This is a genomic window from Coprococcus sp. AM14-16 (assembly GCF_003434675.1).
Taxonomy (GTDB): Bacteria; Bacillota; Clostridia; order Lachnospirales; family Lachnospiraceae; genus Coprococcus; species Coprococcus aceti.
Genome location: NZ_QTLL01000004.1, coordinates 145,971 through 172,553 on the forward strand (window position 1 = coordinate 145,971; position 26,583 = coordinate 172,553).

The following is a 26,583-nucleotide window of genomic DNA, read 5'->3' on the forward strand; positions in this document are numbered from 1 at the left end:
AGATTCAGGTATTTGATGGCAATACAAGGTTAGGAGATAATGATATGAGGAAAATGTTGAAGAAGATAGCAGTGACAGCGGTGCTGGCAAGTACGGTGATCGGTCTGACGGGCTGCGGTACATCAGGTGTGTTCAGTGGCACACTCAGCGGCAAAACCGGCAGTTCCACCAAGATAACCTATGATGGCAATCTGTTGGATGCGGACGTACTTGACAAGACAGCGAAGATCGAGAGTATCATAGACAATTATTATTACAATGATATTGACGATGATACGATCAGGGAGGGCATATACAAGGGTATAATGGAATCCCTTGACGATCCGTATGCACAGTATTACACCAAGGAAGAATATGCCAAGCTGCAGGAGGATGATTCAGGTGAGTATGCCGGAATCGGAGTTACGGTCAGCAAGGATGAGGATACGGGATATGTCCGTGCGGTAAATATCCTTGAGGGTGCACCGGCTGAGAAGGTGGATATACAGCCTGATGACATTATTGTACAGATAGACGATCACGAGATCACTACAGACGATGATCTTGACTACCTCGTATCACTCATAAGAGGCGATGCTGGAACTGATGTTACGCTGAAGATATACAGGGAGCGTGATAAGGCTTACCACGATGTCACCATCACCAGGGAGATAGTTGAGTACAGCACGGTATCATCATTTATGATAGACGACAAGATCGGATATGTGAGGATCACGCAGTTCATAGACAACACAGACGAGCTTTTCCAGAAGGCAGTTGAGGAGCTCAAGAAGGAGGGCATGCAGGCACTGATGATCGATGTCAGAAGTGATCCGGGTGGAATGCTCACCACGGTCGTAAACATTTGCGACTATCTGCTCCCAGAGGGAACCATAGTGTCCATCAAGGACAAGACCGGCAAGGTTGTGGACGAGTATAAATCGACAGATGATGAATACCTAGATATGCCTATGGTAGTCCTGACAAATGAGTACAGTGCCAGTGCGTCAGAGATACTTACATCGGCACTCAAGGAATTTGGGGCTGCAACTGTTGTAGGAAAGAATACCTACGGAAAGGGAATCGTGCAGAGCGTTATACCACTTGGTGATGGCACAGCGATCAAGCTCACGACACAGAAGTATTTCACACACGACGGCAACGATATCCACAAGAAGGGTGTTGCACCTGATATAGAAGTGGACCTTCCAGACGATTACACCTACGAGGACTTTCAGGGCAAGAACGACAGCCAGTACCAGAAGGGTATTGAGGTTCTGAAGGAGAAGCTGAAGTAGGCGCGCGTATACATTGAAAATGTATACATGGAGCTTTTGAGTGATACGGTATAATTAGCAGTGTGGAAGTTACAGCTTTGGGGAGTTCATAACCCAAATGTAACTCCCAAATGCAACCGTGTAGCTGATGGGCGGTGTTATATGTTATGTATAATAGGTAACGAATCAGTGGTAAATATCGTGTTGTATATGTAATTTGCATAAATAATCAAAACAACATAATTTTTAGATAATATGCAGCACAAAAGTGCTGCATATTGTGTTATACTAGGAAATGTTCAGAAATCTGTTATAAGTAATAAAAGGCAACAAAGGAGATATACATGGATAAGGAACTGATTATCGTATTGGACTTTGGCGGACAGTACAACCAACTGATCGCCAGACGTGTAAGAGAGTGTAATGTATATGCCGAAGTACATCCGTACACATTGCCGCTGGAGAAGATCAAGGAGATGAACCCTAAGGGAATCATCTTTACCGGCGGACCAAACAGCGTATACAAAGACGAATCACCTAGCTGCAGCAAGGAGATATTCGAACTGGGTATTCCTATTCTCGGAATATGTTACGGTTCACAGCTCATGGCTCATCTGCTGGGCGGCAAGGTCAGCACGGCCCCTGTCAGCGAGTATGGAAGAACAGAGGTTGAGGTTGACAAGACATCCAAGCTGTTTGCAGATGTGAATGACAAGACCATCTGCTGGATGAGTCACACAGATTATATTGCAGAGGTACCAGAGGGCTTCAAGAAGACAGCTTACACTCCTGTATGCCCAGTGGCAGCCATGGAGAATGCTGAGAAGAAGCTGTATGCGACTCAGTTCCACCCAGAGGTTATGCACACCGAGGAAGGTATGAAGATGCTCAGAGCATTTGTCATGGATGTATGCCAGTGCGCAGGCGACTGGAAGATGGATTCATTTGTAAAAGATACAATAGAGAGTCTCCGTGCCAAGATAGGCGATGGCAAGGTGCTGTGCGCCCTGTCAGGTGGTGTGGACTCATCAGTAGCTGCGGTTCTCCTGTCCAAGGCGATAGGCAAGCAGCTCACATGTGTGTTCGTAGACCACGGTCTTCTCCGTAAGAACGAGGGCGACGAAGTTGAGGCGGTATTCGGACCAAATGGACCTTACGACCTGAACTTCATCAGAGTAAATGCGCAGGACAGATTCTACAGCAAGCTTGCCGGAGTAACCGAGCCTGAGGCAAAGAGAAAGATAATAGGCGAGGAATTCATCCGTGTATTCGAGGAGGAGGCCAAGAAGATCGGTGCCGTTGACTTCCTCGTACAGGGAACCATATATCCTGATGTCATCGAGTCAGGCCTTGACAAGTCAGCGGTCATCAAGTCCCACCACAACGTAGGCGGACTTCCTGACTATGTAGATTTCAAGGAGATCGTGGAGCCACTCCGTCTTCTCTTCAAGGACGAGGTCCGCAAGGCCGGCCTTGAGCTTGGAATCCCAGAGTACCTGGTATTCCGTCAGCCATTCCCAGGCCCAGGCCTTGGAATAAGAATCATCGGAGAGGTTACAGCCGAGAAGGTCAAGATCGTTCAGGATGCCGACGCCATCTACCGTGAGGAGATCGCAAAGGCAGGCCTCGACAGAAGCCTCGGTCAGTACTTCGCAGCCCTGACCAACATGCGTTCAGTTGGTTGTATGGGAGATTTCAGAACGTACGATTACGCCGTAGCACTCCGTGCTGTAAATACAACAGACTTCATGACAGCTGATTGTTCAGAGATACCATTTGAGGTTCTTCAGAAGGTTATGAACAGGATTATCAATGAGGTTAAGGGTGTGAACAGAGTAATGTATGATCTGACTAGTAAGCCACCTGGAACGATTGAGTTTGAATAAATCGAGTTGCTTAAAAAAGCCAGTGTTTATGCGGGTTTCAGCGATTTCGATTAGTCTTTTGATAACAAATTGATAACAGTCATAGCAAGTGCCATTATTCTTGTTATCCAGTGGTTTATGGGTAACGGAACAATTAACAGGTGGCTTGCAGACTAAAGTTCGGAGCTTGGCTCTGAACAAATTCCATATTATAAACTAAGCCCTTAGCTGTGGTTAATAACCATAGTTAAGGGCTTTTTTGTCGTTGCCAAAGCATCTGTAGGGAGCTGCCAGTGGCAGGTCCTGTAGGTGCTTATTTATCTTTCAAGTGGTCTTTGAATGCTTCCACGAGAGCGTCACTTAATTCCTGTGATGGAACTTTTGCCCAACGCTGTGTGGTGTCGAACTCTGGATAATGGTAACGCCAGTTATCGTATTCTTCTCTGTTGATTTCTTCGGAAGATAGCTTGTCTGCCTGTTCTTTCCAAGCATACAGCATTTTGAGGAGTTCATATGCTTCTCTGCCTTTGTCCTTGTTGACCTTTAAGCATACCTCTCCGTCTGCTTCACTGACAGTAAGACCGTAAATATCTTCAAGGGTAAACAGAGTGTGCATAAGACCGATATAGCTGTCTATGTCAGGAACATCAAGAGCCTGTGGAGAAACATCAAGCACCTGTGCCAATGCATTTGTAAGGTCTGCTTTCGGTTTGCGTGTACCAGTTTCGTACTGTGCCAAACGCACATCAGCACTCTTTTCTGGAAAACCGATTGCTGTACCGAGATACTTTTGTGTCATACCACGCATTAGTCTGAAAAAATGTATTCTTTCGCTGATAGCCATAATGATACGCTCCTTTTATATTTAGTGAAATAAGTATAGCAGAAATGTTTAGTGGAAGTCAAGAAAAACCGAAACAAAAATGTTTAATATTTTCTTTGCAACCACTTGACAATAGCAAATATGTTTAGTAAAATAAATTACGAATTAAACAAATATGCTTAATGCGACAACTGAATGACCGTCCGAAAAGCCAAACCGCCAAGACCTCGTCGGAGCAAGTTCCGTATCGTTCGCTTGTGTGCAAGCACAAAAGCTCATTCGCTGCACTGCTCCTCCTCTTCCCCAAAAGTCTCCGACTTTTCGGGAACCCCTATACGAGCGAGCGCCTGATGTACTGCGGTGCATTGGGACAGCACAGCGCCTGCCGACAAGCAGGAGTGCCTGTTGGAACTTTAACACGGAGAAAGCGGCAAGCAAAAAATTATTTTAAGAAAGGAAGAAAAAGGATATGGAAAACAGATTTATCCGAGCCGAAGATGTGGCTCAGGAACTAAACGTATCAAAACCTTATGCATATAAACTCATCAGACAATTAAATGAGGAATTGAAAGCAAAGGGCTTTATTACGATTGCAGGGCGTGTAAATCGCCAGTATTTTTACGAAAGGCTCTACGGAGCAGGAAAGGGGGAAATGTAAATGCCGGTATTTAAGAATGAAGATAACGGTACTTGGTATGTGATGGCAAGGTATGTGAACTGGAAAGGGGAACGCAAGCAGAAATGCAAGCGTGGCTTTGCTACCAAACGAGAAGCACAGGAATGGGAAAGAATGTTCAAATTGCAGACTTCTTCAGACCTTGATATGAGTTTTGAAGCCTTTACGGAGCTTTATATCAATGATGTGAAGAACCGTTTGAAGGAAAACACGTGGCTTACCAAAGAGCATATCATACGCACAAAGATACTTCCGTATTTCGGGAAACTGAAAATCAGCGAGATTTCCACAAAGGAGATTATTACTTGGCAGAATGAAATGCTTGCCTATCGTGATGAGAAGAAAAAGCCTTATTCACAGACGTATCTGAAAACGCTGCACAATCAGTTGTCCGCCATTTTCAATCACGCTGTCCGCTACTATGAACTGCGTTCCAATCCTGCGGCAAAGGTGGGAAATATGGGACGTGAGGAACACAAGGAAATGCTGTTCTGGACAAAGGAAGAATACAAGAAATTCTCTTTTGAGATGATGGACAAGCCTGTTTCCTTTTATGCGTTTGAAATGCTTTACTGGTGCGGTATCCGAGAGGGCGAGCTGTTAGCTTTGACTCCGGCAGATTTCAACTTTGATAAGGAAACAGTCACAATCAATAAATCCTATCAGCGTTTGAAAGGGCAGGATGTGATTACTTCTCCGAAAACGAAAAAGAGCAACCGCACGATTAAAATGCCGAAGTTTCTGTGTGAGGAAATGAAAGAATATCTCGGTATGCTTTACGGATTGAAGAAGAAAGACCGTATCTTTACGGTGACGAAAAGCTATCTTCATCACGAGATGGACAGAGGGGCAAAGGCGGCAGGCGTGAAGCGTATCCGCATTCACGATCTCCGTCACAGCCACATTTCACTCTTGATTGATATGGGCTTTTCTGCGGTGGCGATTGCTGACCGAGTTGGTCACGAAAGTATTGATATTACTTATCAGTACGCACACCTCTTTCCGTCAAAGCAGATTGAGATGGCAGAAAAATTAGATGATTTAGGGAAAGGAGATTTTGAAAATGTCAGCTAAGAACAGAGATAACAAAAATCGTTGGAGGAATATCACAGTAGGGTTTCGAGTATCGCCCGAAGAAAACGAACTCATTAACAGAGCTGTAGCTCTATCAGGATTGCCAAAACAGGAGTATTGTTACCGCCGTTGCTTAAATCAGGATGTGGTGGTACAGGGCAATCCGAGAGTGTATAAGGCGTTGAAAACGGAATTTGCCACAGTCCTTGCGGAACTGAAAAGGATTGAAGCAGGAAAAGGTGTGGATGATGAACTGCTGAGTGTAATAGAACTGATTTCCATTATTCTCGGCGGTTTGAAAGGAGAGGATGCGAATGGAGAATAAAAAAGAAATGACTATTCCAAATGTATCTGCGGCAACAGATGCGGAACAGTCACTTTCCAAATGTACTGACAATAGTATAGTCAATCAGGATACGGATTTCAAGGGGTACGAGCAATCTTTTGAAGAAATGCAAAGGGAAATACTCAGACAGTTAGACCCTTCCTATCTGAAAACAGTATCAATGACAACGCTGTATGATACGGTGTTTGAGGTTCAGACACCACTTATCGACGGTCTGCTCCAAAGGGGAACTTACCTTTTCGTAGGTTCCCCGAAAGTGGGAAAGAGCTTTATGATGGCACAGCTTGCCTATCATATCAGCACAGGCACACCGCTTTGGGAGTATAAGGTGCGTAAGGCAACGGTGCTTTATTTTGCCCTTGAAGATGATTACCCACGTTTGCAGAAGCGATTGTTTCAGATGTTCGGTGCAAAGGAGACAGGCAATCTGTATTTCGCAACGGAATGTAAAACGGTCAATGGCGGACTGGAAGAACAGATAAGAGGGTTTATGAGGGAACACCCAGACACAGGCTTGATTATCATAGACACCTTAAAGCGTGTGCGTGAAGCAGGCGGAGCAGATTACAGCTACGCAAGTGATTATGATGTTGTGGCAAGGCTGAAAGCGTTGGCAGACAGTTACAAGGTTTCAATGCTTATTGTTCATCATACACGCAAACAAAAATCGGAAGATATATTCGATATGATTTCAGGCACGAATGGTCTGATGGGTGCGGCAGACGGTGCATTTGTTCTCAGTAAGGACAAGCGTACTTCCAACAATGCCACACTTGATGTTGCTGGCAGAGACCAGCAGGATATGAAAATCCATCTTGTAAGGGACAGCGAGCGATTGGTGTGGAACTTTGCAAAATCGGAAACGGAGATGTGGAAAGAACCGCCCGAACCTCTGCTTGAGAAGATAGCGGATACGCTCTTTTCGGAAAGTGACAGATGGGAAGGAACTGCTTCGGAACTTTGCGAAAGGCTTGCGGTGGATATAAAGCCGAATGTACTTTCTTTAAGGCTCAGTATCAACGCAAGCAGGCTGTTTCGTGATTACGGTATCCGTTATCAGAACAGCCGCACACACGACGGAAGAAAGGTTTCACTTTGGAAAGAAACCGAGCAGACGGCGTGACAAACGGTGTCAAAGGTGTCAATGTTTTTGAGAGCAGCACGCTGTGAAAAACATTGTCACCATCGTCACACTTTGACACCGGATAAAGTTTAGGGGAGTGTGCAGAGAGTGCCTTTTCAAAGGCGGCTCTTTGGTCTCGCCTGCTGGCTCGGTCGGTTCGCAGGCGTGTGTGCCACCGGCACACGCTCACCCCTCGGAGAGCCTTCGGAGAACGCAAAACCTGTTTACAGGTCGCATTTTTGATGGGTGTACCCGTCAAAAGTGCTTTTGCGTTACTTTTGACAAAAGTAACAAAACCTGAGAATGTTGAAATTTACAGATGGGAGATGAAAAAATGCAGAGAACGATAAGTGCAATGGTCGGTAAAGGCTCGGTCAATCACAATAGCCGAAAGTTCCGAGCAGAAAATGTAGACGGAACTCGTACTCATCTCAATATCGACTACTGCAATGAAAATATAAAGACAGTTTATCACGAATTGTTTGATGAAGCATTGGAAAGATACAATGCCAAGCAGATAAGGTCAGACCGAAAGATAAAAGATTATTATGAAAAAATCCGAAGTTCCAAGCAGGAAAAACCGTTCCACGAAATCATTTTACAGGTGGGCGGTAAGGGAAATATGAACGCCGATACGGAAAACGGAGAACTGGCAAAGCAGATTTTAGATGAATACTATCAGGGTTTTCAGGAGCGAAATCCACAGCTTCGGGTGTTCTCGGCTCATCTGCATATGGATGAAGCTACACCACATCTGCACATAGATTTTGTACCTTTTACCACAGGCAGCAAGCGTGGACTTGATACAAGAGTGTCACTAAAGCAGGCTCTTGCAACGCAAGGTTTTAAGGGCGGCAGTCGTGGCGATACGGAGTGGTCGCAATGGATACAGTCCGAAAAAGAACAGCTTGCGGCGGTGATGGAACGTTATGGGATTGAGTGGGAACATTTAGGCACACACGAAAAACATCTTTCTGTTTTGGATTATAAAAAGCAGGAAAGAGAAAAAGAAGTGGCGGCATTAGGTGCGAAAATCGAGCAGAAACAGATTGAATTTGATGTGTTGTCGGAACGAGTATTGAACTATGATAAGGCAAAAGACGAGCTGTCAAATCTTGAAATAGAGCTTGATACTGCACCGAAATATCAGTTGCCAGAACCAGAGAAATTTATGACTGCAAAGGCATATAAAACCAAAATGGCAGAGCCGGTTGTAAGGAAATTGAAGCAACTTGTCAAAACGGTGCTTGCCCGCTGCTTTGAGGGGTGGGACAACTATCATAGGCTGAATACAGCGAATGCACAGTTATACCGCACCAATCAGCGTTTGGAGAAAGTCAATGAAAGATTGACCGAAGAAAACAAAATCCTAAAAGCAGAAAATAAAGATTACAGCCTGCTCCGTAAGGTTTTTGGTCGCAAACAGATAGATGATTTGTTGGAGCAGGCAAGAACAGTTAAAGGTCGCAAGCGTGATAATACACGATCACGATAGACAAAAATCACAGGAGGAAAAGGAAAATGACAAAGACAATTTTTGAAGAAATGGGCGGAACTTATAGACAGGTGGGTGATTATTTATTGCCGAACATCACAGTACCAGCCGAAGAAGAAATAGAGCCGATTGGTTTATGGGGGAAACGACATGCAAGGCATTTAAAGGAACACTATAAAGTGTTATATATGAACCTGCTGACAAGCGGAAAGCTGCATAGTTATCTTGCAGAAGTCGATAAGCAAGCAGAGGATATGTTTCTTCGACTGGTAAAGGAATATGCCGACAGACAAGATGTGACGGAACAATTAAAGAAAGATAATCCCTACGAATGGATTGGAAGAATGAATAATATTCAGGCTTGTGTGAGGGAAGTTGTAGGAACGGAGTTGATTTACACATAAGCGTTTTACGGTATGGTGCTCCTGCGTTTGCTGGAGTGCTGTGGTTGTGGTTGTAAAGAGGTTGTGAAAGATTGAATTTCGTAATGGTTGGATGTATAATTAGGAAGTGAAAATTTTAATTTGCACTTCCATAAGGTGAAATGTATTGACACAAAAAATACAGTATGATAGTATTGCCATTAGAAGAAAGAAAGGCACATTTTGTGTAAGGTGAGGAAATGATTAATAGATAATTTGATTTAAGTAAGACACATATAGTTATTGAGCCTGTAGAGAATAGGTTTGTTTTGTGTACGCTTAAGTTGGATTATCGCAAGAGGCATTTCCTTTGTTTTCCTTTTGGAAAAGAAATAAGGGGCTATTTAGCGAGTCTATTTTTGCGTATGCAAAAAAGACTCGTTTTTGTGTGTTCAAAATAATAATTGGCTCAGACTTCGAAAAGGAGAAACTTTAATGTTGCAGATAAAAAAATTAAATTTAACACATAAAAAAGACCTGAGAATAATTCTTAATGATTTCAACCTTGTGCTAAATGATGGAGATAAGGCAGTTATTATTGGAGAAGAGGGAAATGGGAAATCGACATTAATGAAGTGGATATACAATCCGTCGCTTGTAGAAAACTATATAGAAGCAGATGGGGAAAGGATAATGGGACACGAACGTCTTGGTTATCTTCCGCAGGAGATGCTCGATGAAGATAAGGAAAAAACAATATACGAATATTTTTCTGAAGAGGAAATATTCTGGGAGAAAACGCCTAAAGAATTGTCTGTTATTGCGGGAAAATTTGGAATGAAAAATGATTTTTTCTACAGTAACCAGACAATGGGTAGTCTTTCAGGAGGCGAAAAAGTCAAGACACAACTTATGAGGCTTTTCATTCGCGATGTTTCTGTGCTGTTGTTGGACGAACCTTCCAATGACATCGACATTGCGACGCTTACATTACTGGAAAAAATCATAAATGACTGGAAGCACATTGTGCTTTTTATTTCACACGATGAAACGCTGATAGAGCGTACTGCCAACATGGTGATACATATCGAGCAGATTATACGAAAAACAAAGGCGAGATATACCGTGGCAAAGCTTCCCTATAGACGCTATGTGGAAGAACGGCTTCATAAATTTGAAATCCAAAAACAGCGGGCACTGAGTGACCGTAGGGAGAAAAAGATTCGCGATGAAAAATATCAAAGAGTTATGCAGAGTGTACAAGGTGCATTAAGAAGTTGTACCAGACAAGCACCGTCTGTTGCCAAAAACTTAAAGGACAAAATGCATACGGTTAAGGCAATGGAACGAAGATTTGAAAAAGAAGATGAAAATATGACTCAGATGCCGGAACAGGAAGAAGCAATCTTTGTCAAATTAGGGGATGAAAACTCACACATTCCCGCAGGAAAAACGGTCATAGAATATGAACTTTCAAAGCTTGTGACTCCGGATGGCAAAAGAATTTTAGCAGAAGGAATTCATTTAAAAATAAAAGGTTCAGAAAAAATCTGTATGATAGGAGCCAACGGGGCAGGAAAAACGACTCTTCTAAAAAAGATAGCGGAAGAACTCCTAAATCGGAATGACATTAAAGCAGAATATATGCCTCAAACTTATGAAGACCTGCTGGATTTGGATGTTACACCGGTTGATTACCTTGATAAAACAGGAGATAAAGAAGAGCGTACAAGAATTAGAACATACCTTGGTTCACTTAAATACACACCAGATGAAATGGAGCATCCGATTCGGGAGTTATCAGGCGGACAAAAGGCGAAAGTGCTTCTCTTGAGGATGAGCTTAAGTGGTGCAAATGTTCTTATTCTGGATGAACCGACAAGAAATTTTTCACCATTGTCCGGTCCGGTAATAAGAAAAATGCTCCGAGAATTTCCGGGGGCTGTCATTAGCATTTCTCACGATAGAAAGTATATTGAAGAGGTGTGCGATAAAATATATCAGCTAAATCCTAATGGATTACAGCTAATTGGTGATTGATAACAAAAAGGATGAAAGACTGACAAATTTCAGGCTTTTAGTGAGTTGGAAAGCATACAAAGATTTGAATTTGGAGGATAGATTATGGTACGTACAGAAGATGCATGTGAAATTATAAAATATGCTTTGCAAAACGAAATTAAAGTATATTTAGATGGCGGATGGGGTGTTGATGCACTTCTTAAAAGAGAATCAAGAATACACAATGATATTGATTTGTTTGTTGAACTGAAACATTATCATGATTATATTTATGTGATTAAGCAGCATGGATTTGAGGAAGTAAATACTGATTATACAACGGATGGTCATACTGTCTGGAAAGATGATAAACAAAGAATCATTGATTTACATTGTTTTGAATTTACAGATGACGGAATTGTTTATGAGGGAGATATATTTCCATCAAAAACTTTTTCCGGTATTGGAAAAGTTGGAGATATAACTGTTTCTTGTATTGAACCATTGAGTCAGGTAATGCTTCATTTGGGATATGAACACGATAAAAATGATGTGCATGATGTGATGCTGTTGTGTGAAACATTTCAAATAGCAATACCAGATGAATATAAGGAAAAGTAAAATTTCAGTTTTGTGTTGAATCTCTAAGCAAAATAGCTTATAATTTGACATGCTACATATAGTTATTATCCACAGTTATCGAGTAGGTGTTATCAATGCCGATAACAAAATGATAACATTAGCTCGTATAGGCAGGATAATATGGATATATCAAATAATCAAAAGAACGAGAAACATTACAGAGAATAATTCCTAAACAAAAAGCGTTAGTCTTTGTAGAGTTTGAATAGTTGAAGCTGAGCTGTAAAGCCTTTGTTTACAAGGGTTTTACAGCTTTTCCTTTATAGGATTGCATTTTCATTGCATTATTTTTCTTCAACTGTTCTGTGATAGATTGCTGTATGTTGATTGCTGGTATAATTAGCAATGCTTTCAGTAGCAGATTGTACTTGTAATATTCCAGTCAGCTTTTTAGCAACTTCAAGATTCGTATTTGGATACAGATGACCATAAGTGCCGAGTGTTGTCTGTATTTTTTCATGTCCTAAACGTTCCTTGATAAGTAAAGGATTTTCGCCCATGCTGATAAGCAATGAAGCGTGTGAATGTCGCAAGGCATGAATTTTAATACGATGAACACCTGCTAAATTTGACAACTTTTCCAAAGCTCTGGGAAGCGTTGTTTTACTGGTTGGAGTTCCGTTATAACTTAGTACAAGTGGACAATCGGGAAGAACCTGTTGCTGAACACTTTGCCAAGCCTTTAGCTCATTGAGTGTACGAATATATCTTCAATACTTTATAATTCAAGAGTAATAATAAGGCTATTGGTATGTACTTTTGCAACAATATTTCCGCCAAGAATGGCAACAAGTGTTTTTACTACCGCAAGTCCCAATCCTGTACTTCCATTATGTCTTGATTTATCGCCTGTATAAAAACGGTCAAAAAGTCGATTGCAATCAATTTCTGAACTGTCACTCATTGGATTTTCAATGGTAAATATAATATTATTATTTTCTTTCTCCATAAGTGTTATTTTTATCGTTCCAACAGAATACTTAATTGCATTTGTCAACAGATTTTGTAAAATTCGTTCTACCATATTTTTATCAGAATATACGTATATTGAATAATCTGGGAGATTTATTTCGGGTAAAATATTCTCATTTTCTAATGCAACGGCATTTTCCGTAATTAAATTTATTAACATATTAGATATATTAAACTTTTCTTTTTCTGGAACTGTCTGCTGTTCCTCCAAAATAGAAAGGTCATAGAATGTTTCTACCAATTCTTTCATTTTTTCGGCTTTGCTAAAAATCACTTTTACACGCTGTGCTTGACTGGATTCCAAATTTTCTTTTTGCAATAATTGTAAATGACCAAGAATGACTGTAAGAGGTGTACGCAAATCATGTGATATATTAGCAACAGATTCTTTTAAATACTCTTCATTGCGTAATACGCCTGCAACAGCCTGTCGTTGTCTGATATTATATTGATTCAATATACCAGCCAGTTTTTCTAAATCTTTATCAATCAACGAAATGTCTAACATCTGCTGTGAATTTCCAGAATTCAATTCATTAACTTGATCCGCAAGATTACGGATTTGTTTTTTTAATTGAATATATCGAAATAGCAGTATTACTAAAAATATTATTATGATAATTAAAATCCATTCTATGTTAGACATTTTCTCCACCTATTTAAAATCACATTTACAAAATTTTATCCACGAAAGCAATACCAATATACCAGACCATATACATCCTACTAAAATAGCTATCGGTTGAAAAAAGGTTTTCATGCTGACAACGATTCTGATTTGATAAGTAGGTAAAAAACCGACTGGTAATCTCAACATCATTCCATAGCCAAGATATAAGCTAAGACCAAAAATAATAATTGCTGTAACCGAAGTTGCTTTTACAGCATCCTGTAAATAGCAACAAATAAGTATTGCAATTAGAAATATCGCACTATTAAGCAGACAAGAATAAATGATTGCTTTTATAATATTGTAAAAAAACATTCCCACGTCTGCAACACCAAAGCGTCCAAATTCCCTTATGCACCCTGAAACTGGATAGACAAGAGCCATAAGATTAAAAGCAATTAAATACGATATTATTTTACTTGTAAAAATTTGTTTCCTGGAATGTCCAGCACTGACCTCTAAGTTTATTGTTCTCTTAGAAAATTCCTGTCCTAAAATCAATGCAAGTATAGCCGACATGATGATAAGAAGAAACGTAGAATCATACACCATTCCATTAAAAATATCAGCAAGAGAAGAAGCAATTTCTTCTGTCGGTCCCATGACCTCTGTAACATAAGTATCTGCTGTAAAAAATCCTAAAATAAATATTCCAATCATACCACACCAGTAAATAGAATTATGTAACAACTGATATTTTTCCAGTTTTAATAATTTATCCATAAAAAACACCTCCGGTTATTTCAAGTCTGTATGTAAAAAAGCACTACCTGCAATGAAATATAAAATAAAATTCCATAAAAAATCTACAAACAAGCAAAAGTTTGTCGAATAGACCTTTTGCAATGAAATTAACCTAAGTTGTCCCATTGGTATTATTCTGCTGATTATTTGTGCAGATTCACTGTTCAGCAAAAAAATCATAACAAAAAATAAAACCATTGAAACTGTCAGTGTTTTCCCCATATCACGAAAAATAAAAGCAAAAAACATTGGTAATGCACACAGTGTTATCATGGCAAATAGAGTTAGTAAAACCATAGTATATGTGCTATCATTCCAAAAAAGTTTTTCTCCAATATAAAATTGACTAATAATTCCATGTACAAATAATGGAAATACCAGAATGATAATACAACCTATTTGAGATACAATTAACTTTACTCTAAATATAGAACTTCTTTTATGTCCGGCAGTAATATAAGTATTTAAAGTTCTTCCACTAAAATCACTTCCAATGAACAATGCTATAAACACTATAATCAAAAAATAGAGTAACGGAATATTGTATAATGATGCCATAATTAAGTTTGAAGAGAGTTCTTTACTATCTAACAGCAATATGCTACTTAAAAGGAGATTGAATATTCCAATTCCCCAAAAATACCAACTGTGAAACAACTTATATAACTCAGTTTTTAGGAGATTTGACATCTTTTGTTCCTCCTATTTTGCTCAAAAAATAGTCCTCCAAAGTATCGCCAGATACAGAAAGTCCTGTTACAAGAATGTGCGATTCTGCCAAAGCAGACGCAACTGTCTCTAAATCATTCAAATAATCATACAAACGAATTATGCCATCTGGCATTAGTTTAAAGTTATCTGTATGAAGATTCTCTTCCAAAACCAGAACCGTTTTCTGAACATCTGTTGTTTTAATTGCTATATGTCGTTTACACCGTTCATTTAATTTATAATCAGAAATCTCTTCTATAATTTTTCCATGGTCAATCAGAATAAATTCTGATGCTGTTTGATACAATTCTTCTAAGATATGGCTTGAAACCAAAATGGTCATACCATATTCTTTATTCAAAATTTTTAATAAATTTCTGATTTCTACAATTCCAGCAGGGTCAAGACCATTGATAGGCTCGTCTAAAATCAATAGTTCTGGTGTATTTAAAAGTGCAATCGCTATCCCCAATCGTTGACGCATACCTAATGAAAAATTGCGGACACTCTTTTTGCCTGTATCTTGCAATCCAACCATATCTAATGTCCTTTTAATAACTGATTTATCTGGTATGCCTCGTTGAATACGCTGTACTTCCATATTTTGATAGGCAGTCATTGACGGGAATAGAGCAGGCGTTTCAATCATACTTCCAATTCGTTTACGCTGTTTCTGCAATTCTTCTGTTCCAGAATTTCCCCATAAAGAAAGTGTACCACTTGTTGGAAACGCAAGCCCTGTGACTAATCTTAAAAAAGTAGTCTTACCTGCTCCGTTTTGACCAATAAATCCATAAATTTTTCCTTTTTTTATTTGTAAATTTATGTGGTCTAATGCTAATGTTTGTTTATATTCTTTGGTTAAAGACTTTGCTTCTAAAATAATTGAACTCATATCCCAAACCTCCTTTACTTAAACCAGTATAACGGGCAATTTTAAAGAATTTCTTAAATCGTAATGAGAAAAGTTAAAAAAATAATAAAGCTAAGGAACGTTTAATCCTTAGCTTTATGTAGGCGGTAGCCAATGCCCCAAACAGTATCAATAAATTCTGTATCAGAGCATATCGCTTTTAATTTATTGCGTAAATTACTGATATGAACATTAAGTGTATTATCCTCAGCAATATATTCTGTACCCCAAACACTTTGAAAAAGATTCGATTTTGAAAATACTTTATCTGGATATTTCATCAACAATTCTAAAATGCCAAATTCTTTAGCGGTTAAGGATAATTCTATTCCATTCAAAAATGCTGTATTTTTCTCTAGGTCTAAAGTCAGATTGTTATATTGCAAACATTCTGTCTGGCTATTTTGAAATTGTACTCTTCGCAGATTACTTTCAATTCTGGCAAGCACTTCTTCCATATCAAAAGGTTTTGTGATATAATCGTCTGCTCCCAGACGAAGCAAGTCGATTTTATTTTGTGTAGTTTCTTTCGCTGAAATAATAATAACAGGTATCGTAAATTTCTTGCGTACATCAGATAAAATAATATCACCACTCCGATAAGGAAGCATAATATCAAGTATAATCAAATCAATTTTTTCTTTATTCAAAAAATCCAGAACATGAAGTCCATCATATTGGCAATGCACAGCATATCCTTTTTCTTTTAGAAAATCAGCCAATAACGCATTTATTTCTAAATCATCTTCAATAATCAATATTTTATTCATTAGCCTACCTCATTCCTGCAATGCTACTTTCCCATTATACATTTAAGGTTGTATTTCCTCAATACAATTGCAACCAATTATATGAGAGGGATTCTTATTTTGTCAATCTAATTGTAAGCAGAATAGTATAGATTGGATAAACAATTACCATACTATTCTGCTGTAACATTTATTCTACAATCTTCCAGTTATCGTCCTTATGAAGCACAAGCTCATACTGTGAGATTTGCGTCATTTTCGACTTGTTATCCAGATACTTTACGGACACGCTGACTTTGAGGTTGTCGCCGTCTTTGGTAAAGACAGGGTTTACCAGTTCCGAAAATACATAGTCGCCGGATACAGGAGCAAGCACACCGTCTTTGACATAGTAGGCAAGTTCCTTTTCCGTAGCTGTCGGATAGAGCTTAAAGAATGTTTCCAAGAAAGCGGTAGCGTCCTTAACTGTGTCGGAACTGACACTGACATCGGCTTCCTGTGCTTTCGGTTCATACTTTGATTTCTGTACCGCCGGAGCAAGGGTAGGATTTTGGGTAATGACCATTGCACCGTCCTTATCTACATGAACGGTCACGGTATAGTTTTCTGTGACTGCCTGTGTCTGTTCTCCCTCTTTTACCTGCTGATCTACTTCGTAGGCAGCGGTAAAATCGTCCGTTCCAGACTGTTCTACATTCAAGACCAGCACATTTGTAACAGTCGCACTGGTTGGTATGTCCGTTCTGATGGTATCGGCGTTCAAGTACTGCAATTCTTTGGTAAGGTATTTACTGATTTCCGCTGTCCTCGCTTCAATGGCTTCCTTGCTGGTATCCCATGAGTAGTAGGCTTTTGCAAAGTTCTTGACGAAATTCTCAATCCCATTGGTATCGTTCAATCTTAGCTGAATGATTTCTTTTTCATGTACCGTGTGTGTGTTAATAGCGGTAAAATTCTTATACACACCAAAGCTGGTGTTTGCTAAAAGCACCGCCCACAACAGCAGGACAGATTTCTTATGTGTCCTGCTGTTGTGGTACGCACTTTCTTATTCGTAGGTGCTTTCTCTGTTTTTTCTTTCTTCTTAAACATATTTCAAGTCCTTTCTATTGTTTGATTCTTCAGGCACAAATGATGTGCTGTTGCCAGTAGGCAGAGGTCAAATCGGTATAGCCGATTGGATTTCCGGCATGATACATCTGATAGATTATATTAGGTGATAGATATTTTATGGGGTGTCAAAATGATGGAAAATGATGCCAATTTAAACAGTATAGAATTTAATAGTTCTTAGTTGACGCTGGTTGATTAATTTGATATTATAAAATAGAACACATGTTCGGAATATACTGCGAGCGAATATGAATATACTAGTAAATGGTACTATGAAAAAACAATTGAGACTTGATTCTAATTATGCTACTATAAAAGTGCATTTGAAAATGGAAGGTTGATTATAATGAATAATATTGATATTGCAAACGGAATTGTATTTCAGAAAATGGAAATTAGTAAAGAAAGTTTTGAAGATAGACTTATTTGTCAAAAAAAGATATATCTTTTGCAGTCTTTAGGAACAGATTTGGGATACACATATAATTGGTATGTGCGTGGACCATATTCCCCTTCCTTAACAAATTATGTTTATAATAATTTGGAAATTTTATCAAGTAATGATTTTAGTGGATATAGTTTATCTTCATCTGCAGAAAATAATATAGACATAGTAAATTCACTTTTAGAAGATAAAAGAGCAGATTTTGGGATTGCATCTTGGTATGAATTATTAGCCTCACTCTTATATATTTTTAACAATAAGAGAAGTTGGAAAATTGATGAAGGGGATAATGCTCTTTTTGGCGCACTTATAAAGCAAAAACCACAATACAATAAAGAACAGTGTGCTTATGCCTTCGGTACGCTCCGAAAAAAAGGTTTTATTCAACTGGAGGTATAAGAAATGGCAGATGAAAGATTGAAAATTGTTAAATATATTAATGATCCTGTCTATGGCGGAATTGCTATTACACAAATGGAATTAGAAATTATTGATACGCCAATTTTTCAGCGTTTGCGTGGCTTAAGACAATTAGCAAGAGTCAATTTTGTCTTTCCGGGGGCAGAACATTCTAGATATGTTCATTCACTAGGTGTTTTATATATTATGGGATTAATGACAGAACATTTGTTGAAACAGGGGATGCTTACAGAGGATGATGTTGTAAAGATGCGTGCAGCTGCATTATTGCATGATATTGGACATTATCCTCTTTCTCATTTAGGAGAAAGTGTTTATAGTTATTGTAAAGATAACCAAAATGCAAATAGTATTGTTCAGCTAGTGGGAAAAAACGAGAAAAAACATTTGTACGAGATGTCATCGTCCCATTCAAAATCGGCACATCATGAGCACTTAGGAAAATATATTATTATTCATAATCAGGAGATTAAAGGTATATTAGAAAAATATGGATTGGATTCTGAAGAAATTGGAGAGATTTTTACAGGAGAATATGGATCTAGAAATATGGTTTATACTCAGTTACTTCATTCAAGTTTAGATGCTGATAGATTAGATTATTTGTTAAGGGATTCTTATCAAACAGGAGTAAAATATGGTTTAGTTGATTTGCAGTATTTAGTTAGATTATTAATGGTTGTAGAAGATTCCGATTTGCCAGGGAAAAAAGTCCTAGCATGTAATAAAAAGGGGCAACATGTTGTAGAACATTTTTTGATGTCAAGATATTTTCATTATTCACAGGTTATTTTTCATAAAACGAATGCTGCTTTTGAAGGAATGGTAAAGTGCATGTACATTAAATTAGTTCAAAGTGGTAATTTTTTATATAATTCATTGGAAGAAATACACGATAGTGTGAATGATGAGGAGTTTTTAAAGTTTAATGATTCTTTTTTTGAGGTATCTTTAAAAGAATATTATGATAAAACGAATGATGAAGAGTATAAGAGACTGTATGAAATGTATAGAGATAGAATACGTCCAAAAGTAATATTTGAAATAAAAGATTTGTATGAAGATTCGCCATCTCAAGAGTTTGCAGTTTTGAAATGGGAATTAAAAAAGAATCCGGACAAGATTACTCAAATTATAGGTAGTGATAGGTGGGGCTATCAAATTGTGCCAATTACAATTGAAAAAATACATAATAGCTATAAAGTAGCAGAAAAAAATGCCGATTCAGAGGATTTACGTGAGGCAGTGAAATTGTATGACCCAGACAATGGAAAAATTTCATATTTAGCGGGGGATAAATTGTCAATTGTTAGTAAATTGGCAAATTATAAAAGTGAGTTTATCAGAATATATGTATTGGAGGAAAAAGGGAAAAAATATGATTATGAAAAAATGCATCAAGAAATTAAGGCATTAATTACATCATAGGTGTGTTGCAATGACAAGATTGTTAAAAACCGTTTCTTGGCAACACTTTGGCAACAGAAAATCAGTAAGCCAAAATAAAGTGTGCAAATAAAGTAAAATATTGGCAGATTTTTAATAATACTTAAACAAAACAGGTTAAGTTAAAACGACAACTTGCCGAGTTTGAATAACGGACTAAAATGCCGAAAGCCTGTATTTATGCGGGCTTCCGGCATTTGTTTTATCAAATGGCTCTAGTTTGGCTCTATTTGTGGGCGGGATAAGGGGTGCGAAAGCACTGATGGAGAAATAAAGGCATAATGGTAAGAAAAAGCGATATATGCATCTTGGAAGCACAGCAATACTGAAAATTATAAGTTCAGCTGGAAAAAAAGTATGTTATGTACTGGAGAATTCCGGGGATCTGTGGGGAGTAATTGCGGGAAAAAAGGGGAAAGTGTAAACGCTATTATAATAGTTGACCACTTTAGTCCATTTCGCTACTGAATAAGTTTACCACCTGGAATACATCCTGTAAGATTTTTATGTTCAAAATCTTACGAAGGAGACGAAAGGTGTGAAAGTAGAAATGGACATGTATTACCTTATCCGTTCCTATCACAATGACGGAATGTCGATCCGTGCCATAGCCAAAACACTTGGCATATCCAGGCAGACAGTCAAAAAGTATTGTGATGGAACTACTATCCCGGGTAATCGGAAAGAGTACCACAGGGATTCAACAATCATCACCGACGAGACTCGCGAATTCATTCTCTCTTGTTTCAGAGAAGATGAACGGGAGGGGCTCGCCAAGCAACGGCACACGGCAAAACGTATTTATGATCGTCTTGTCGCTGAGAAGGGATTCGCCGGAGGAGAATCCACTATCAGAAAGGCCGTAAACGATCTTAGAAAAGAGCATTCTGTACATCCACAGGCAGACATACCGCTTGAGTATGATCCCGGAGATGCCATACAGATAGACTGGGGTGAATGCACTGTTTATCTAAATGGTGTCAAGCAAAAGCTATACAGCTTCTGCGGGCGATTATGTTACAGCTGTGACATATTTGTCCAGTTGTTTTATACGCAGAACCTTGAATCGTTTCTCGAAGCCCAGCAACGTATGTTTGATCACTTTGGCGGCGTGCCCAATCGATTGATTTTTGACAATGCCAAAGTTGCCGTTAGGGAGGGCTTTGGCAAACATGCTATAGCAACCGATGGCTATGCGGCATTTGCAGCTCATTATGCATTTCAGACTGATTTCTGTAACATAGCAAGCGGTAACGAAAAAGGTCTGGTTGAAAATCTAGTCGGTTATTCACGAAGAAATTTTATGGTGCCAGTACCAAAAGCCAAGTCTCTTGAGGAGCTTAACGCAAAGCTCATAGAGGATTGTCTGAATTACCGCAAAACTCACAAAGTTCAGTCAAGAACGATAAGTGTAAATGAAGCATACCATGAGGAGCAGTTGTATCTTCATTCTGTTCCTATATATAGGTATGATACAAGCCGCACTGCAACTCCTGAGATAGGTGATTATTCTACGGCCAGATTTGAAAAGAATAACTACTCAGTACCGGTAAGATATCTACGCCGTACAGTAACCGTAAAAGGATACGCTGATAAAGTCCTCATCATGTATAATGGAAAACTTATTGCAACACATGACAGGCTCTTTGGTTCAGGAAAAACTTCTTACCGCCTTGAGCACTACATTGATCTGCTGGAACGCAAGTCAAGAGGCGTATTTCAGGCAAAACCAGTACGTGACACGGTTGCTGAAGAACTCATCGACTGGGGCAAAAAGCTTCCCGGTGGTAATGCCGAAATGGTTAAGCTTCTCAGACTGTGTGTGGATTATGGTGAAGAAAAAATCCTTGCTGTCAAACACAGCCTTCCATCAGGAATAGTACCTACGGTTGATATCATACGCTCAAATCTGCACAAACCGGTAGAAACAAACATCATTCACATGAGTAATGACATTGAAGTAGCTGACCCGGATCTCGTAAGGTTTGATAAGAAATGCGGGGTGAGCTGATGGATGAATTAAAACAGCAGACAATAGAGTTCTACTCTAAACTTTTAAAACTGCCAACTTTCAAGCATTGCAACGATATAATACAGCATCTGAATGACGATTCCAGTTATGCAGACTTCCTGATCAAACTTATGAAGAATGAGTATGATACCAGACAAGCTGCAACAAGACAAAGGCACATTAAAGCGGCCCATTTTCCATATCTGAAAACTTTTGATGAGCTTGATCTGCACAGATTTGAACATCTGGATGAAGCTTATCTTAATGAACTGGCAACATGTGACTTTATCAAAAAACGTAAAAACATAGTCATGATCGGGAATCCCGGTACCGGCAAAACACATCTGTCTATTGCACTCGGCATCAAGGCCTGCAACCTGGGCATGAAGGTTAAATTCTACACTGCAGCAAATCTTGCTAACTCGCTGATTGAAGCGCAGGACAATCGAAGCCTCATGAAGCTTGAGCGCCAGCTGGATAAAGCCGAACTTCTTATAATTGACGAGCTCAGCTATCTGACATTCAACCTTCATCAGTCTGAGCTGTTATTCAAGATCATATCTGATCGGGCAGAGAGACAAAGCGTTATAGTATCAACTAATCTCAAGTTCTCTGAATGGACAACTATGTTTGAAAATAAAACAATGGTAGCTGCTCTGGTTGGGCGTCTGACATTTATGTCTCACGTACTCAACATGAACTCGTCCAACCCTTATCGGGACGAACACGCAGCTGTGATCACTTCAGGAAAGGAGGCCGTCTCAGATGAATGAGTACCACTTTCTTGATGAAAACACAGATCTGACGAAGTCAGAACTGATCCAAAAATACAACAATCTCATAGAAGATATCTGGCTCCTACAGCAAACCGTAAAGGAACTGGATGACAACTATGAACTTATGCTTGATGCATACGAGGGTGTAGCTGATAAGCTTTACGGCTAACATCTGGGGGAATGTCAATTACCACGGGCATTCCCTTATATTTGAGCCAAAGTGGTAAACTTATTCAATAGCAGATGGTAAACTAATTCGTTAGCGGAGTGGTAAACTTTTTCGCTAGCGACTGGTAAACTTTTTCATTGACATTTACAGGGAAAGCGTATAATGCAAGAAAATAATGTTTTCACAGTTTAAAATAGAGGAGAGAACTATCATGCAGAAAATACTGATTGTAGAAGATGATACAAATATCAATAATCTGCTTCAGGAAGCATTATCCAAAGCAGGCTATTCCTGTGAGCAGGCGTTTTCCGGAACTGAGGCAAAGCTGCTTTTGAATATGCAGGAGCATAGCTATGCACTGGTGTTGCTGGATTTGATGTTGCCGGGAATTACAGGAGAAGCAGTTCTGGAGGAAATACGGAAAAAGGGAAATCTTCCGGTTATTGTTTTGACTGCGAAAGATAGCTTGGATGAAAAGGTAAAGGTTTTAACTAGTGGGGCTGATGATTATATAACGAAACCTTTTGAAATCAGAGAGGTACTGGCAAGAATTAAGGTACAGCTTCGTCATACAGAAGAAAAGGAAATAAAAGAATCTAACCTTTCGTTCAGAGAGATGGTATTGAACAAAGCTACTTTTCAGGTCAGCATTGGTGGAAAAATACTTCCTAAGATAACAAGACAGGAGTTTGCGATTTTAGAATTACTGCTCAGAAATCCGAAGCAGGTTTTCAGTAAAGAGGACATTTTTGAATATGCGTGGGACGAACCATATATGGGTGAAACAAAAACTCTGGATGTACATATAAGCAATATTCGTAAAAAGATAAAAACAGTTACATCTGAGGAATATATTGAAACAGTCTGGGGAATCGGTTATCGTCTTCATCTATAATCTTTACTCTTTTTTTACTATTTATTTGCGTTTGATTAGGATTATTCCTTTATGATAAATGCAGATAAGAAAAAGGAGATGAAAAACTTGAGCGAAATGTTATTGGAAACAAGAAATTTGACTAAGCAATATGGACACCATAAAGCTGTGGACAGTGTCAATATGCATATTAAAAAAGGTGCTATTTATGGTTTTATCGGTCGGAATGGAGCTGGGAAGACAACTTGTCTGAAGATGATCAGTGGACTTTCCAAGCCAACTTGTGGAGAAATCGAGATGTTCGGATACAAGGGAAAGGATTTGCAAAAAGTTCGATCACGGATAGGATGTCTGATTGAGGCACCGGGACTTTATGGAAATATGACTGCATATGAAAATCTGAATATCAAATGCAAGCTGTTTGGAATAAAGAAAAAAAGTTATATTGAAGAAATATTGAGAATTATCGGTCTGGAGGATGTGGGAAAGAAAAAAACAAAACATTTTTCACTTGGAATGAAACAGCGTTTGGGAATTGGTCTTGCTTTGGTTGGAGAACCAGATTTACTAGTTCTTGATGAGCCAATCAATGGATTGGATCCACAGGGTATTGCAGAGATCCGGGATACGATTCAGAGACTTCAGAAAGAGAAGAATATGACAATATGCATTTCCAGTCATATTCTTGAGGAATTATCGAAGATTGCTACTGATTATGGAATTATTCATAATGGAAGTTTATTACAGGAAATTACAAGAGAAGAATTAATAAGAAGATGCAGTGAACGGATAGAGTTGACATTGGATAATCCGAAACAGGCGATTCCGGTGATGGATTCTATGGGATTTACCAACTATCAGGTAACAGATAAAGAGCATATTCATATTTTTGAACGATTGAATGAAAGTGCAGCGTTGAATATGGAACTTGCAAAGTCAGGAATTCCGGTAAAAGGGATTTCCATAACCAGTGAAGAACTGGAAACTTATTTTCTGAATCTGACGGGAGGTGCGGATCATGCTTAATATAATAAAAATGGATTTATACCGGATGCTTAAAACCAAAAGTATGTATGTAATCTGGATCGTACTGGCAGCAATATTATTGATTACAACATCTTTATGCAAGACGGATTATGTGCTTTTGACTGAAAAGGATGCCATGGAACAGGAGCAGGTTACTGAACCTACTGTGGATAATATTAATGTGGGAATGATGGTAATGCTGCCTACGGAGCCGGGAGAAAAGGTGACGGTATATGATATCTTTTTTGCCAATTCCCAAGGAAAATTGTATGCACTGCTTTTGGTGATTTTTACTGTTCTGTTTTCAACAGCGGATATCAGTAGCGGATATATTAAGAATATAGGAGGTCAGGTTAGAAATAGAGGAACTCTGATTTTTTCCAGGGCAATTGCCTTGGCTGTCTTTACGGTACTGACAATGGCAGGTGCATTCTTATTTCAGGCAGCGGCGAATGGTATTGTTTTCGGGGAATTGGAATGGGGAAATACAAAGGCAATTTTATCTTATTTTGTGACTGAACTGGCTCTTCATTATGCACTTGTGCTGATTTGTATGGCGATTGCAATTATTTTGAAAAATAATGTAATCAGCATGGTCATTGCTGTCTGTCTTAGCATGAATGTAATGACCATTGTGTATGGGGTGATCAATAGTGCCATTCAAAAAATAGGAATTCAGAATTTCCAGATTTATAAGTATACGATAACAGGAAAATTATCACTGCTTCCTATGAATCCGAGTGGAAATGAGTGTTTGGCGGCATTTGGTGTGGCAATAGTGTTCATCGTTATGATGATATCAGTAAGCAGCGTTGTTTTTCAAAAGAGGGATATTTAACGGATGTATATCGTAATTGGGATATTAGCAGGAATTATTATCTTACAATTTATTATTATGTGGAAATACCAGCGGCAGGTGAAAGACATCTGCCGCCAATTGGCGTTTATGATGAAACATGACAGTAACATGTTGATTAACCATGAATTTGATGTGGGTGGAATAGGAAAGCTTTCTGACAAGTTGAATGAGCTTCTGGAACTGCGAAGAAAAGAGAAGCAGCATTATCAGGAGAAAGAAGCTCTGATTGCGGACACTTATACAAATCTTTCTCATGATATCCGCACACCACTGACATCTTTGGACGGATATTTCCAGCTAATGGAAGAATGTGAAAATATAGAGGATCAGAAACGTTATTTAAGCACTATCCACGAAAGAATTCATAGTCTGAATGAAATGTTGGAAGAACTTTTTATGTTTACAAAGTTAAAAAACGAATCTTACAGTTTGGAATTGACATTGTGCTGTATGAACCGGATTTTGAAAGAAACAGTTTTTTCATACTATGATGAATGGGTAAGAATGGAAATTCAGCCGGATATTCAGATTACGGAAGAACAGTTGTATATACATGGAAACAGGCAGGGACTCCGCCGTGTTATCCAGAATGTGATAAAAAATGGGCTGGATCATGGAGAAAAGAAGATTAGCATTGTGTTGGAACGTGATCAAAATCAGGCGGTGCTTAGAATCAGCAATCAGGTTACACATCCAGAACAGATTAATATAGATCAGGTATTTGAGCGATTTTATAAAGCAGATGTTGCCAGAAGTAAAACATCTACTGGATTGGGACTATCTATTGCAAAGGAGCTGGTTAGTCGGATGGATGGAGAGATTGAAGCAAGAATAGAAAAAAAAGAGTTTATTGTTGAAATGAACTTTCCGATTGTAACCGATGCTAAATAGTATTTTGCGACGTAGAGGTGGCGCCGATGACGGCTTATGAGACCATTTCGATTTTCATTGGGATATTAGCATTGTTGATGTCCTTTGGTAGCTTGATTGTAGCGTTGCTTGCCTTTCTCGATAAAGAGAAA

General features: G+C 38.9%; 25 protein-coding genes and 2 pseudogenes. 19 read left to right on the forward strand and 8 right to left on the reverse strand.

Features of this window, described 5'->3' with window-relative positions:
- The first annotated feature begins 44 nt into the window (after nucleotides 1-44).
- Entirely contained in the window at nucleotides 45-1,277 is a 1,233-nt protein-coding gene (locus DW159_RS12590; protein ID WP_117551210.1) for a S41 family peptidase, read from the forward strand.
- A gap of 323 nt (nucleotides 1,278-1,600) precedes the next feature.
- A complete protein-coding gene (gene guaA / locus DW159_RS12595; protein ID WP_117551212.1) occupies nucleotides 1,601-3,142 on the forward strand; it encodes a glutamine-hydrolyzing GMP synthase in 1,542 nt (513 codons plus the stop codon).
- A 292-nt stretch (nucleotides 3,143-3,434) separates the two neighbouring features.
- Here the strand turns inward: guaA and DW159_RS12600 are convergent, their stop codons facing one another.
- Nucleotides 3,435-3,965: a helix-turn-helix domain-containing protein gene (locus tag DW159_RS12600; protein ID WP_009247529.1), complete on the reverse strand. Its 531-nt coding sequence runs from the start codon at nucleotides 3,963-3,965 to the stop codon at nucleotides 3,435-3,437.
- Nucleotides 3,966-4,413: 448 nt separating this feature from the next.
- On the opposite strand from DW159_RS12600, the gene DW159_RS12605 reads away from it, so the two are divergent.
- The 8 genes from DW159_RS12605 to DW159_RS12640 all read left to right on the forward strand — a co-directional run bounded on the left by DW159_RS12605 (nucleotide 4,414) and on the right by DW159_RS12640 (nucleotide 11,642).
- Entirely contained in the window at nucleotides 4,414-4,602 is a 189-nt protein-coding gene (locus DW159_RS12605; protein ID WP_009247528.1) for a transcriptional regulator, read from the forward strand.
- A complete protein-coding gene (locus DW159_RS12610) occupies nucleotides 4,603-5,694 on the forward strand; it encodes a site-specific integrase (RefSeq protein WP_009247527.1) in 1,092 nt (363 codons plus the stop codon).
- A complete protein-coding gene (locus DW159_RS12615) occupies nucleotides 5,684-6,019 on the forward strand; it encodes a plasmid mobilization protein (protein ID WP_009247526.1) in 336 nt (111 codons plus the stop codon). Before DW159_RS12610 ends, DW159_RS12615 begins: the two co-directional genes overlap by 11 nt.
- Complete coding sequence (locus tag DW159_RS12620; protein ID WP_009247525.1) at nucleotides 6,009-7,163, forward strand: AAA family ATPase; 1,155 nt, start codon at nucleotides 6,009-6,011, stop codon at nucleotides 7,161-7,163. The genes DW159_RS12615 and DW159_RS12620 overlap by 11 nt, the downstream gene beginning before the upstream one ends.
- A 355-nt stretch (nucleotides 7,164-7,518) precedes the next feature.
- Complete coding sequence (locus tag DW159_RS12625; protein ID WP_019190307.1) at nucleotides 7,519-8,658, forward strand: plasmid recombination protein; 1,140 nt, start codon at nucleotides 7,519-7,521, stop codon at nucleotides 8,656-8,658.
- 26 nt (nucleotides 8,659-8,684) lie between these two features.
- Nucleotides 8,685-9,062, forward strand: a complete 378-nt coding sequence (locus DW159_RS12630) for a TnpV protein (protein ID WP_009247523.1) — start codon at nucleotides 8,685-8,687, stop codon at nucleotides 9,060-9,062.
- 453 nt (nucleotides 9,063-9,515) lie between these two features.
- A complete protein-coding gene (locus DW159_RS12635) occupies nucleotides 9,516-11,060 on the forward strand; it encodes an ATP-binding cassette domain-containing protein (protein WP_009247522.1) in 1,545 nt (514 codons plus the stop codon).
- Between the two features lie 84 nt (nucleotides 11,061-11,144).
- On the forward strand, nucleotides 11,145-11,642 hold the full coding sequence (locus tag DW159_RS12640) for a nucleotidyltransferase domain-containing protein (RefSeq protein WP_009247521.1): 498 nt from the start codon (nucleotides 11,145-11,147) through the stop codon (nucleotides 11,640-11,642).
- Between the two features lie 305 nt (nucleotides 11,643-11,947).
- Here the strand turns inward: DW159_RS12640 and DW159_RS12645 are convergent.
- From DW159_RS12645 to DW159_RS12675, 7 genes and pseudogenes are all read right to left on the reverse strand, one after another.
- A pseudogene (locus tag DW159_RS12645) lies at nucleotides 11,948-12,361 on the reverse strand (tyrosine-type recombinase/integrase); the annotation flags it as partial.
- Between the two features lie 20 nt (nucleotides 12,362-12,381).
- Nucleotides 12,382-13,281 carry a sensor histidine kinase gene (locus DW159_RS12650; RefSeq protein ID WP_117551214.1) on the reverse strand — a complete coding sequence of 300 codons (900 nt, stop codon included), beginning with the start codon at nucleotides 13,279-13,281 and terminating at the stop codon, nucleotides 12,382-12,384.
- A gap of 9 nt (nucleotides 13,282-13,290) precedes the next feature.
- Complete coding sequence (locus DW159_RS12655; RefSeq protein ID WP_055303142.1) at nucleotides 13,291-14,028, reverse strand: ABC transporter permease; 738 nt, start codon at nucleotides 14,026-14,028, stop codon at nucleotides 13,291-13,293.
- 15 nt (nucleotides 14,029-14,043) lie between these two features.
- Nucleotides 14,044-14,739 (reverse strand): ABC transporter permease, encoded by a 696-nt coding sequence (locus tag DW159_RS12660; RefSeq protein WP_117551216.1) that lies wholly within the window; start codon nucleotides 14,737-14,739, stop codon nucleotides 14,044-14,046.
- Complete coding sequence (locus DW159_RS12665; protein ID WP_117551218.1) at nucleotides 14,717-15,655, reverse strand: ABC transporter ATP-binding protein; 939 nt, start codon at nucleotides 15,653-15,655, stop codon at nucleotides 14,717-14,719. Before DW159_RS12665 ends, DW159_RS12660 begins: the two co-directional genes overlap by 23 nt.
- A gap of 101 nt (nucleotides 15,656-15,756) precedes the next feature.
- Nucleotides 15,757-16,443, reverse strand: coding sequence for a response regulator transcription factor (locus DW159_RS12670; RefSeq protein ID WP_117551220.1), 687 nt, complete (start codon nucleotides 16,441-16,443; stop codon nucleotides 15,757-15,759).
- 169 nt (nucleotides 16,444-16,612) lie between these two features.
- Nucleotides 16,613-17,514: pseudogene (locus DW159_RS12675) on the reverse strand (conjugal transfer protein).
- 367 nt (nucleotides 17,515-17,881) lie between these two features.
- Here DW159_RS12675 and DW159_RS12680 point away from each other — a divergent pair.
- The 9 genes from DW159_RS12680 to DW159_RS12720 all read left to right on the forward strand — a co-directional run bounded on the left by DW159_RS12680 (nucleotide 17,882) and on the right by DW159_RS12720 (nucleotide 26,452).
- Entirely contained in the window at nucleotides 17,882-18,379 is a 498-nt protein-coding gene (locus DW159_RS12680; RefSeq protein WP_117551222.1) for a hypothetical protein, read from the forward strand.
- A gap of 3 nt (nucleotides 18,380-18,382) precedes the next feature.
- The gene (locus tag DW159_RS12685) at nucleotides 18,383-19,828 is read left to right on the forward strand and encodes an HD domain-containing protein (RefSeq protein WP_117551224.1); all 1,446 of its coding nucleotides are present in this window, start codon (nucleotides 18,383-18,385) and stop codon (nucleotides 19,826-19,828) included.
- A gap of 556 nt (nucleotides 19,829-20,384) precedes the next feature.
- On the forward strand, nucleotides 20,385-21,857 hold the full coding sequence (istA, locus tag DW159_RS12690) for an IS21 family transposase (RefSeq protein ID WP_117551226.1): 1,473 nt from the start codon (nucleotides 20,385-20,387) through the stop codon (nucleotides 21,855-21,857).
- Complete coding sequence (gene istB, locus DW159_RS12695; RefSeq protein ID WP_117551228.1) at nucleotides 21,857-22,630, forward strand: IS21-like element helper ATPase IstB; 774 nt, start codon at nucleotides 21,857-21,859, stop codon at nucleotides 22,628-22,630. The genes istA and istB overlap by 1 nt, the downstream gene beginning before the upstream one ends.
- The gene (locus tag DW159_RS12700; protein WP_117551230.1) at nucleotides 22,623-22,802 is read left to right on the forward strand and encodes a hypothetical protein; all 180 of its coding nucleotides are present in this window, start codon (nucleotides 22,623-22,625) and stop codon (nucleotides 22,800-22,802) included. Before istB ends, DW159_RS12700 begins: the two co-directional genes overlap by 8 nt.
- Nucleotides 22,803-23,013: 211 nt before the next feature.
- Nucleotides 23,014-23,697: a response regulator transcription factor gene (locus DW159_RS12705; RefSeq protein ID WP_187115875.1), complete on the forward strand. Its 684-nt coding sequence runs from the start codon at nucleotides 23,014-23,016 to the stop codon at nucleotides 23,695-23,697.
- A gap of 51 nt (nucleotides 23,698-23,748) precedes the next feature.
- Complete coding sequence (locus DW159_RS12710; RefSeq protein ID WP_117551234.1) at nucleotides 23,749-24,702, forward strand: ABC transporter ATP-binding protein; 954 nt, start codon at nucleotides 23,749-23,751, stop codon at nucleotides 24,700-24,702.
- Nucleotides 24,695-25,540: an ABC transporter permease gene (locus DW159_RS12715; protein ID WP_117551236.1), complete on the forward strand. Its 846-nt coding sequence runs from the start codon at nucleotides 24,695-24,697 to the stop codon at nucleotides 25,538-25,540. Before DW159_RS12710 ends, DW159_RS12715 begins: the two co-directional genes overlap by 8 nt.
- A gap of 3 nt (nucleotides 25,541-25,543) precedes the next feature.
- Nucleotides 25,544-26,452 (forward strand): sensor histidine kinase, encoded by a 909-nt coding sequence (locus tag DW159_RS12720; RefSeq protein WP_117551238.1) that lies wholly within the window; start codon nucleotides 25,544-25,546, stop codon nucleotides 26,450-26,452.
- Nucleotides 26,453-26,583: the final 131 nt, after the last annotated feature.

Coding starts and splice junctions, on each gene's coding strand:
- DW159_RS12635 (WP_009247522.1), top strand. CDS start 9,516: ATGTTGCAGATAAAAAAATTAAATTTAACACATAAAAAAGACCTGAGA.
- DW159_RS12700 (WP_117551230.1), top strand. CDS start 22,623: ATGAATGAGTACCACTTTCTTGATGAAAACACAGATCTGACGAAGTCA.
- DW159_RS12655 (WP_055303142.1), bottom strand. CDS start 14,028: ATGGATAAATTATTAAAACTGGAAAAATATCAGTTGTTACATAATTCT.
- DW159_RS12705 (WP_187115875.1), top strand. CDS start 23,014: ATGCAGAAAATACTGATTGTAGAAGATGATACAAATATCAATAATCTG.
- DW159_RS12710 (WP_117551234.1), top strand. CDS start 23,749: ATGATAAATGCAGATAAGAAAAAGGAGATGAAAAACTTGAGCGAAATG.
- DW159_RS12720 (WP_117551238.1), top strand. CDS start 25,544: ATGTATATCGTAATTGGGATATTAGCAGGAATTATTATCTTACAATTT.
- DW159_RS12670 (WP_117551220.1), bottom strand. CDS start 16,443: ATGAATAAAATATTGATTATTGAAGATGATTTAGAAATAAATGCGTTA.
- DW159_RS12615 (WP_009247526.1), top strand. CDS start 5,684: ATGTCAGCTAAGAACAGAGATAACAAAAATCGTTGGAGGAATATCACA.
- DW159_RS12680 (WP_117551222.1), top strand. CDS start 17,882: ATGAATAATATTGATATTGCAAACGGAATTGTATTTCAGAAAATGGAA.
- DW159_RS12610 (WP_009247527.1), top strand. CDS start 4,603: ATGCCGGTATTTAAGAATGAAGATAACGGTACTTGGTATGTGATGGCA.
- DW159_RS12600 (WP_009247529.1), bottom strand. CDS start 3,965: ATGGCTATCAGCGAAAGAATACATTTTTTCAGACTAATGCGTGGTATG.
- DW159_RS12685 (WP_117551224.1), top strand. CDS start 18,383: ATGGCAGATGAAAGATTGAAAATTGTTAAATATATTAATGATCCTGTC.
- DW159_RS12625 (WP_019190307.1), top strand. CDS start 7,519: ATGGTCGGTAAAGGCTCGGTCAATCACAATAGCCGAAAGTTCCGAGCA.
- DW159_RS12620 (WP_009247525.1), top strand. CDS start 6,009: ATGGAGAATAAAAAAGAAATGACTATTCCAAATGTATCTGCGGCAACA.
- DW159_RS12665 (WP_117551218.1), bottom strand. CDS start 15,655: ATGAGTTCAATTATTTTAGAAGCAAAGTCTTTAACCAAAGAATATAAA.
- guaA (WP_117551212.1), top strand. CDS start 1,601: ATGGATAAGGAACTGATTATCGTATTGGACTTTGGCGGACAGTACAAC.
- DW159_RS12715 (WP_117551236.1), top strand. CDS start 24,695: ATGCTTAATATAATAAAAATGGATTTATACCGGATGCTTAAAACCAAA.
- DW159_RS12590 (WP_117551210.1), top strand. CDS start 45: ATGAGGAAAATGTTGAAGAAGATAGCAGTGACAGCGGTGCTGGCAAGT.
- DW159_RS12605 (WP_009247528.1), top strand. CDS start 4,414: ATGGAAAACAGATTTATCCGAGCCGAAGATGTGGCTCAGGAACTAAAC.
- DW159_RS12660 (WP_117551216.1), bottom strand. CDS start 14,739: ATGTCAAATCTCCTAAAAACTGAGTTATATAAGTTGTTTCACAGTTGG.
- DW159_RS12630 (WP_009247523.1), top strand. CDS start 8,685: ATGACAAAGACAATTTTTGAAGAAATGGGCGGAACTTATAGACAGGTG.
- istB (WP_117551228.1), top strand. CDS start 21,857: ATGGATGAATTAAAACAGCAGACAATAGAGTTCTACTCTAAACTTTTA.
- DW159_RS12640 (WP_009247521.1), top strand. CDS start 11,145: ATGGTACGTACAGAAGATGCATGTGAAATTATAAAATATGCTTTGCAA.
- DW159_RS12650 (WP_117551214.1), bottom strand. CDS start 13,281: ATGTCTAACATAGAATGGATTTTAATTATCATAATAATATTTTTAGTA.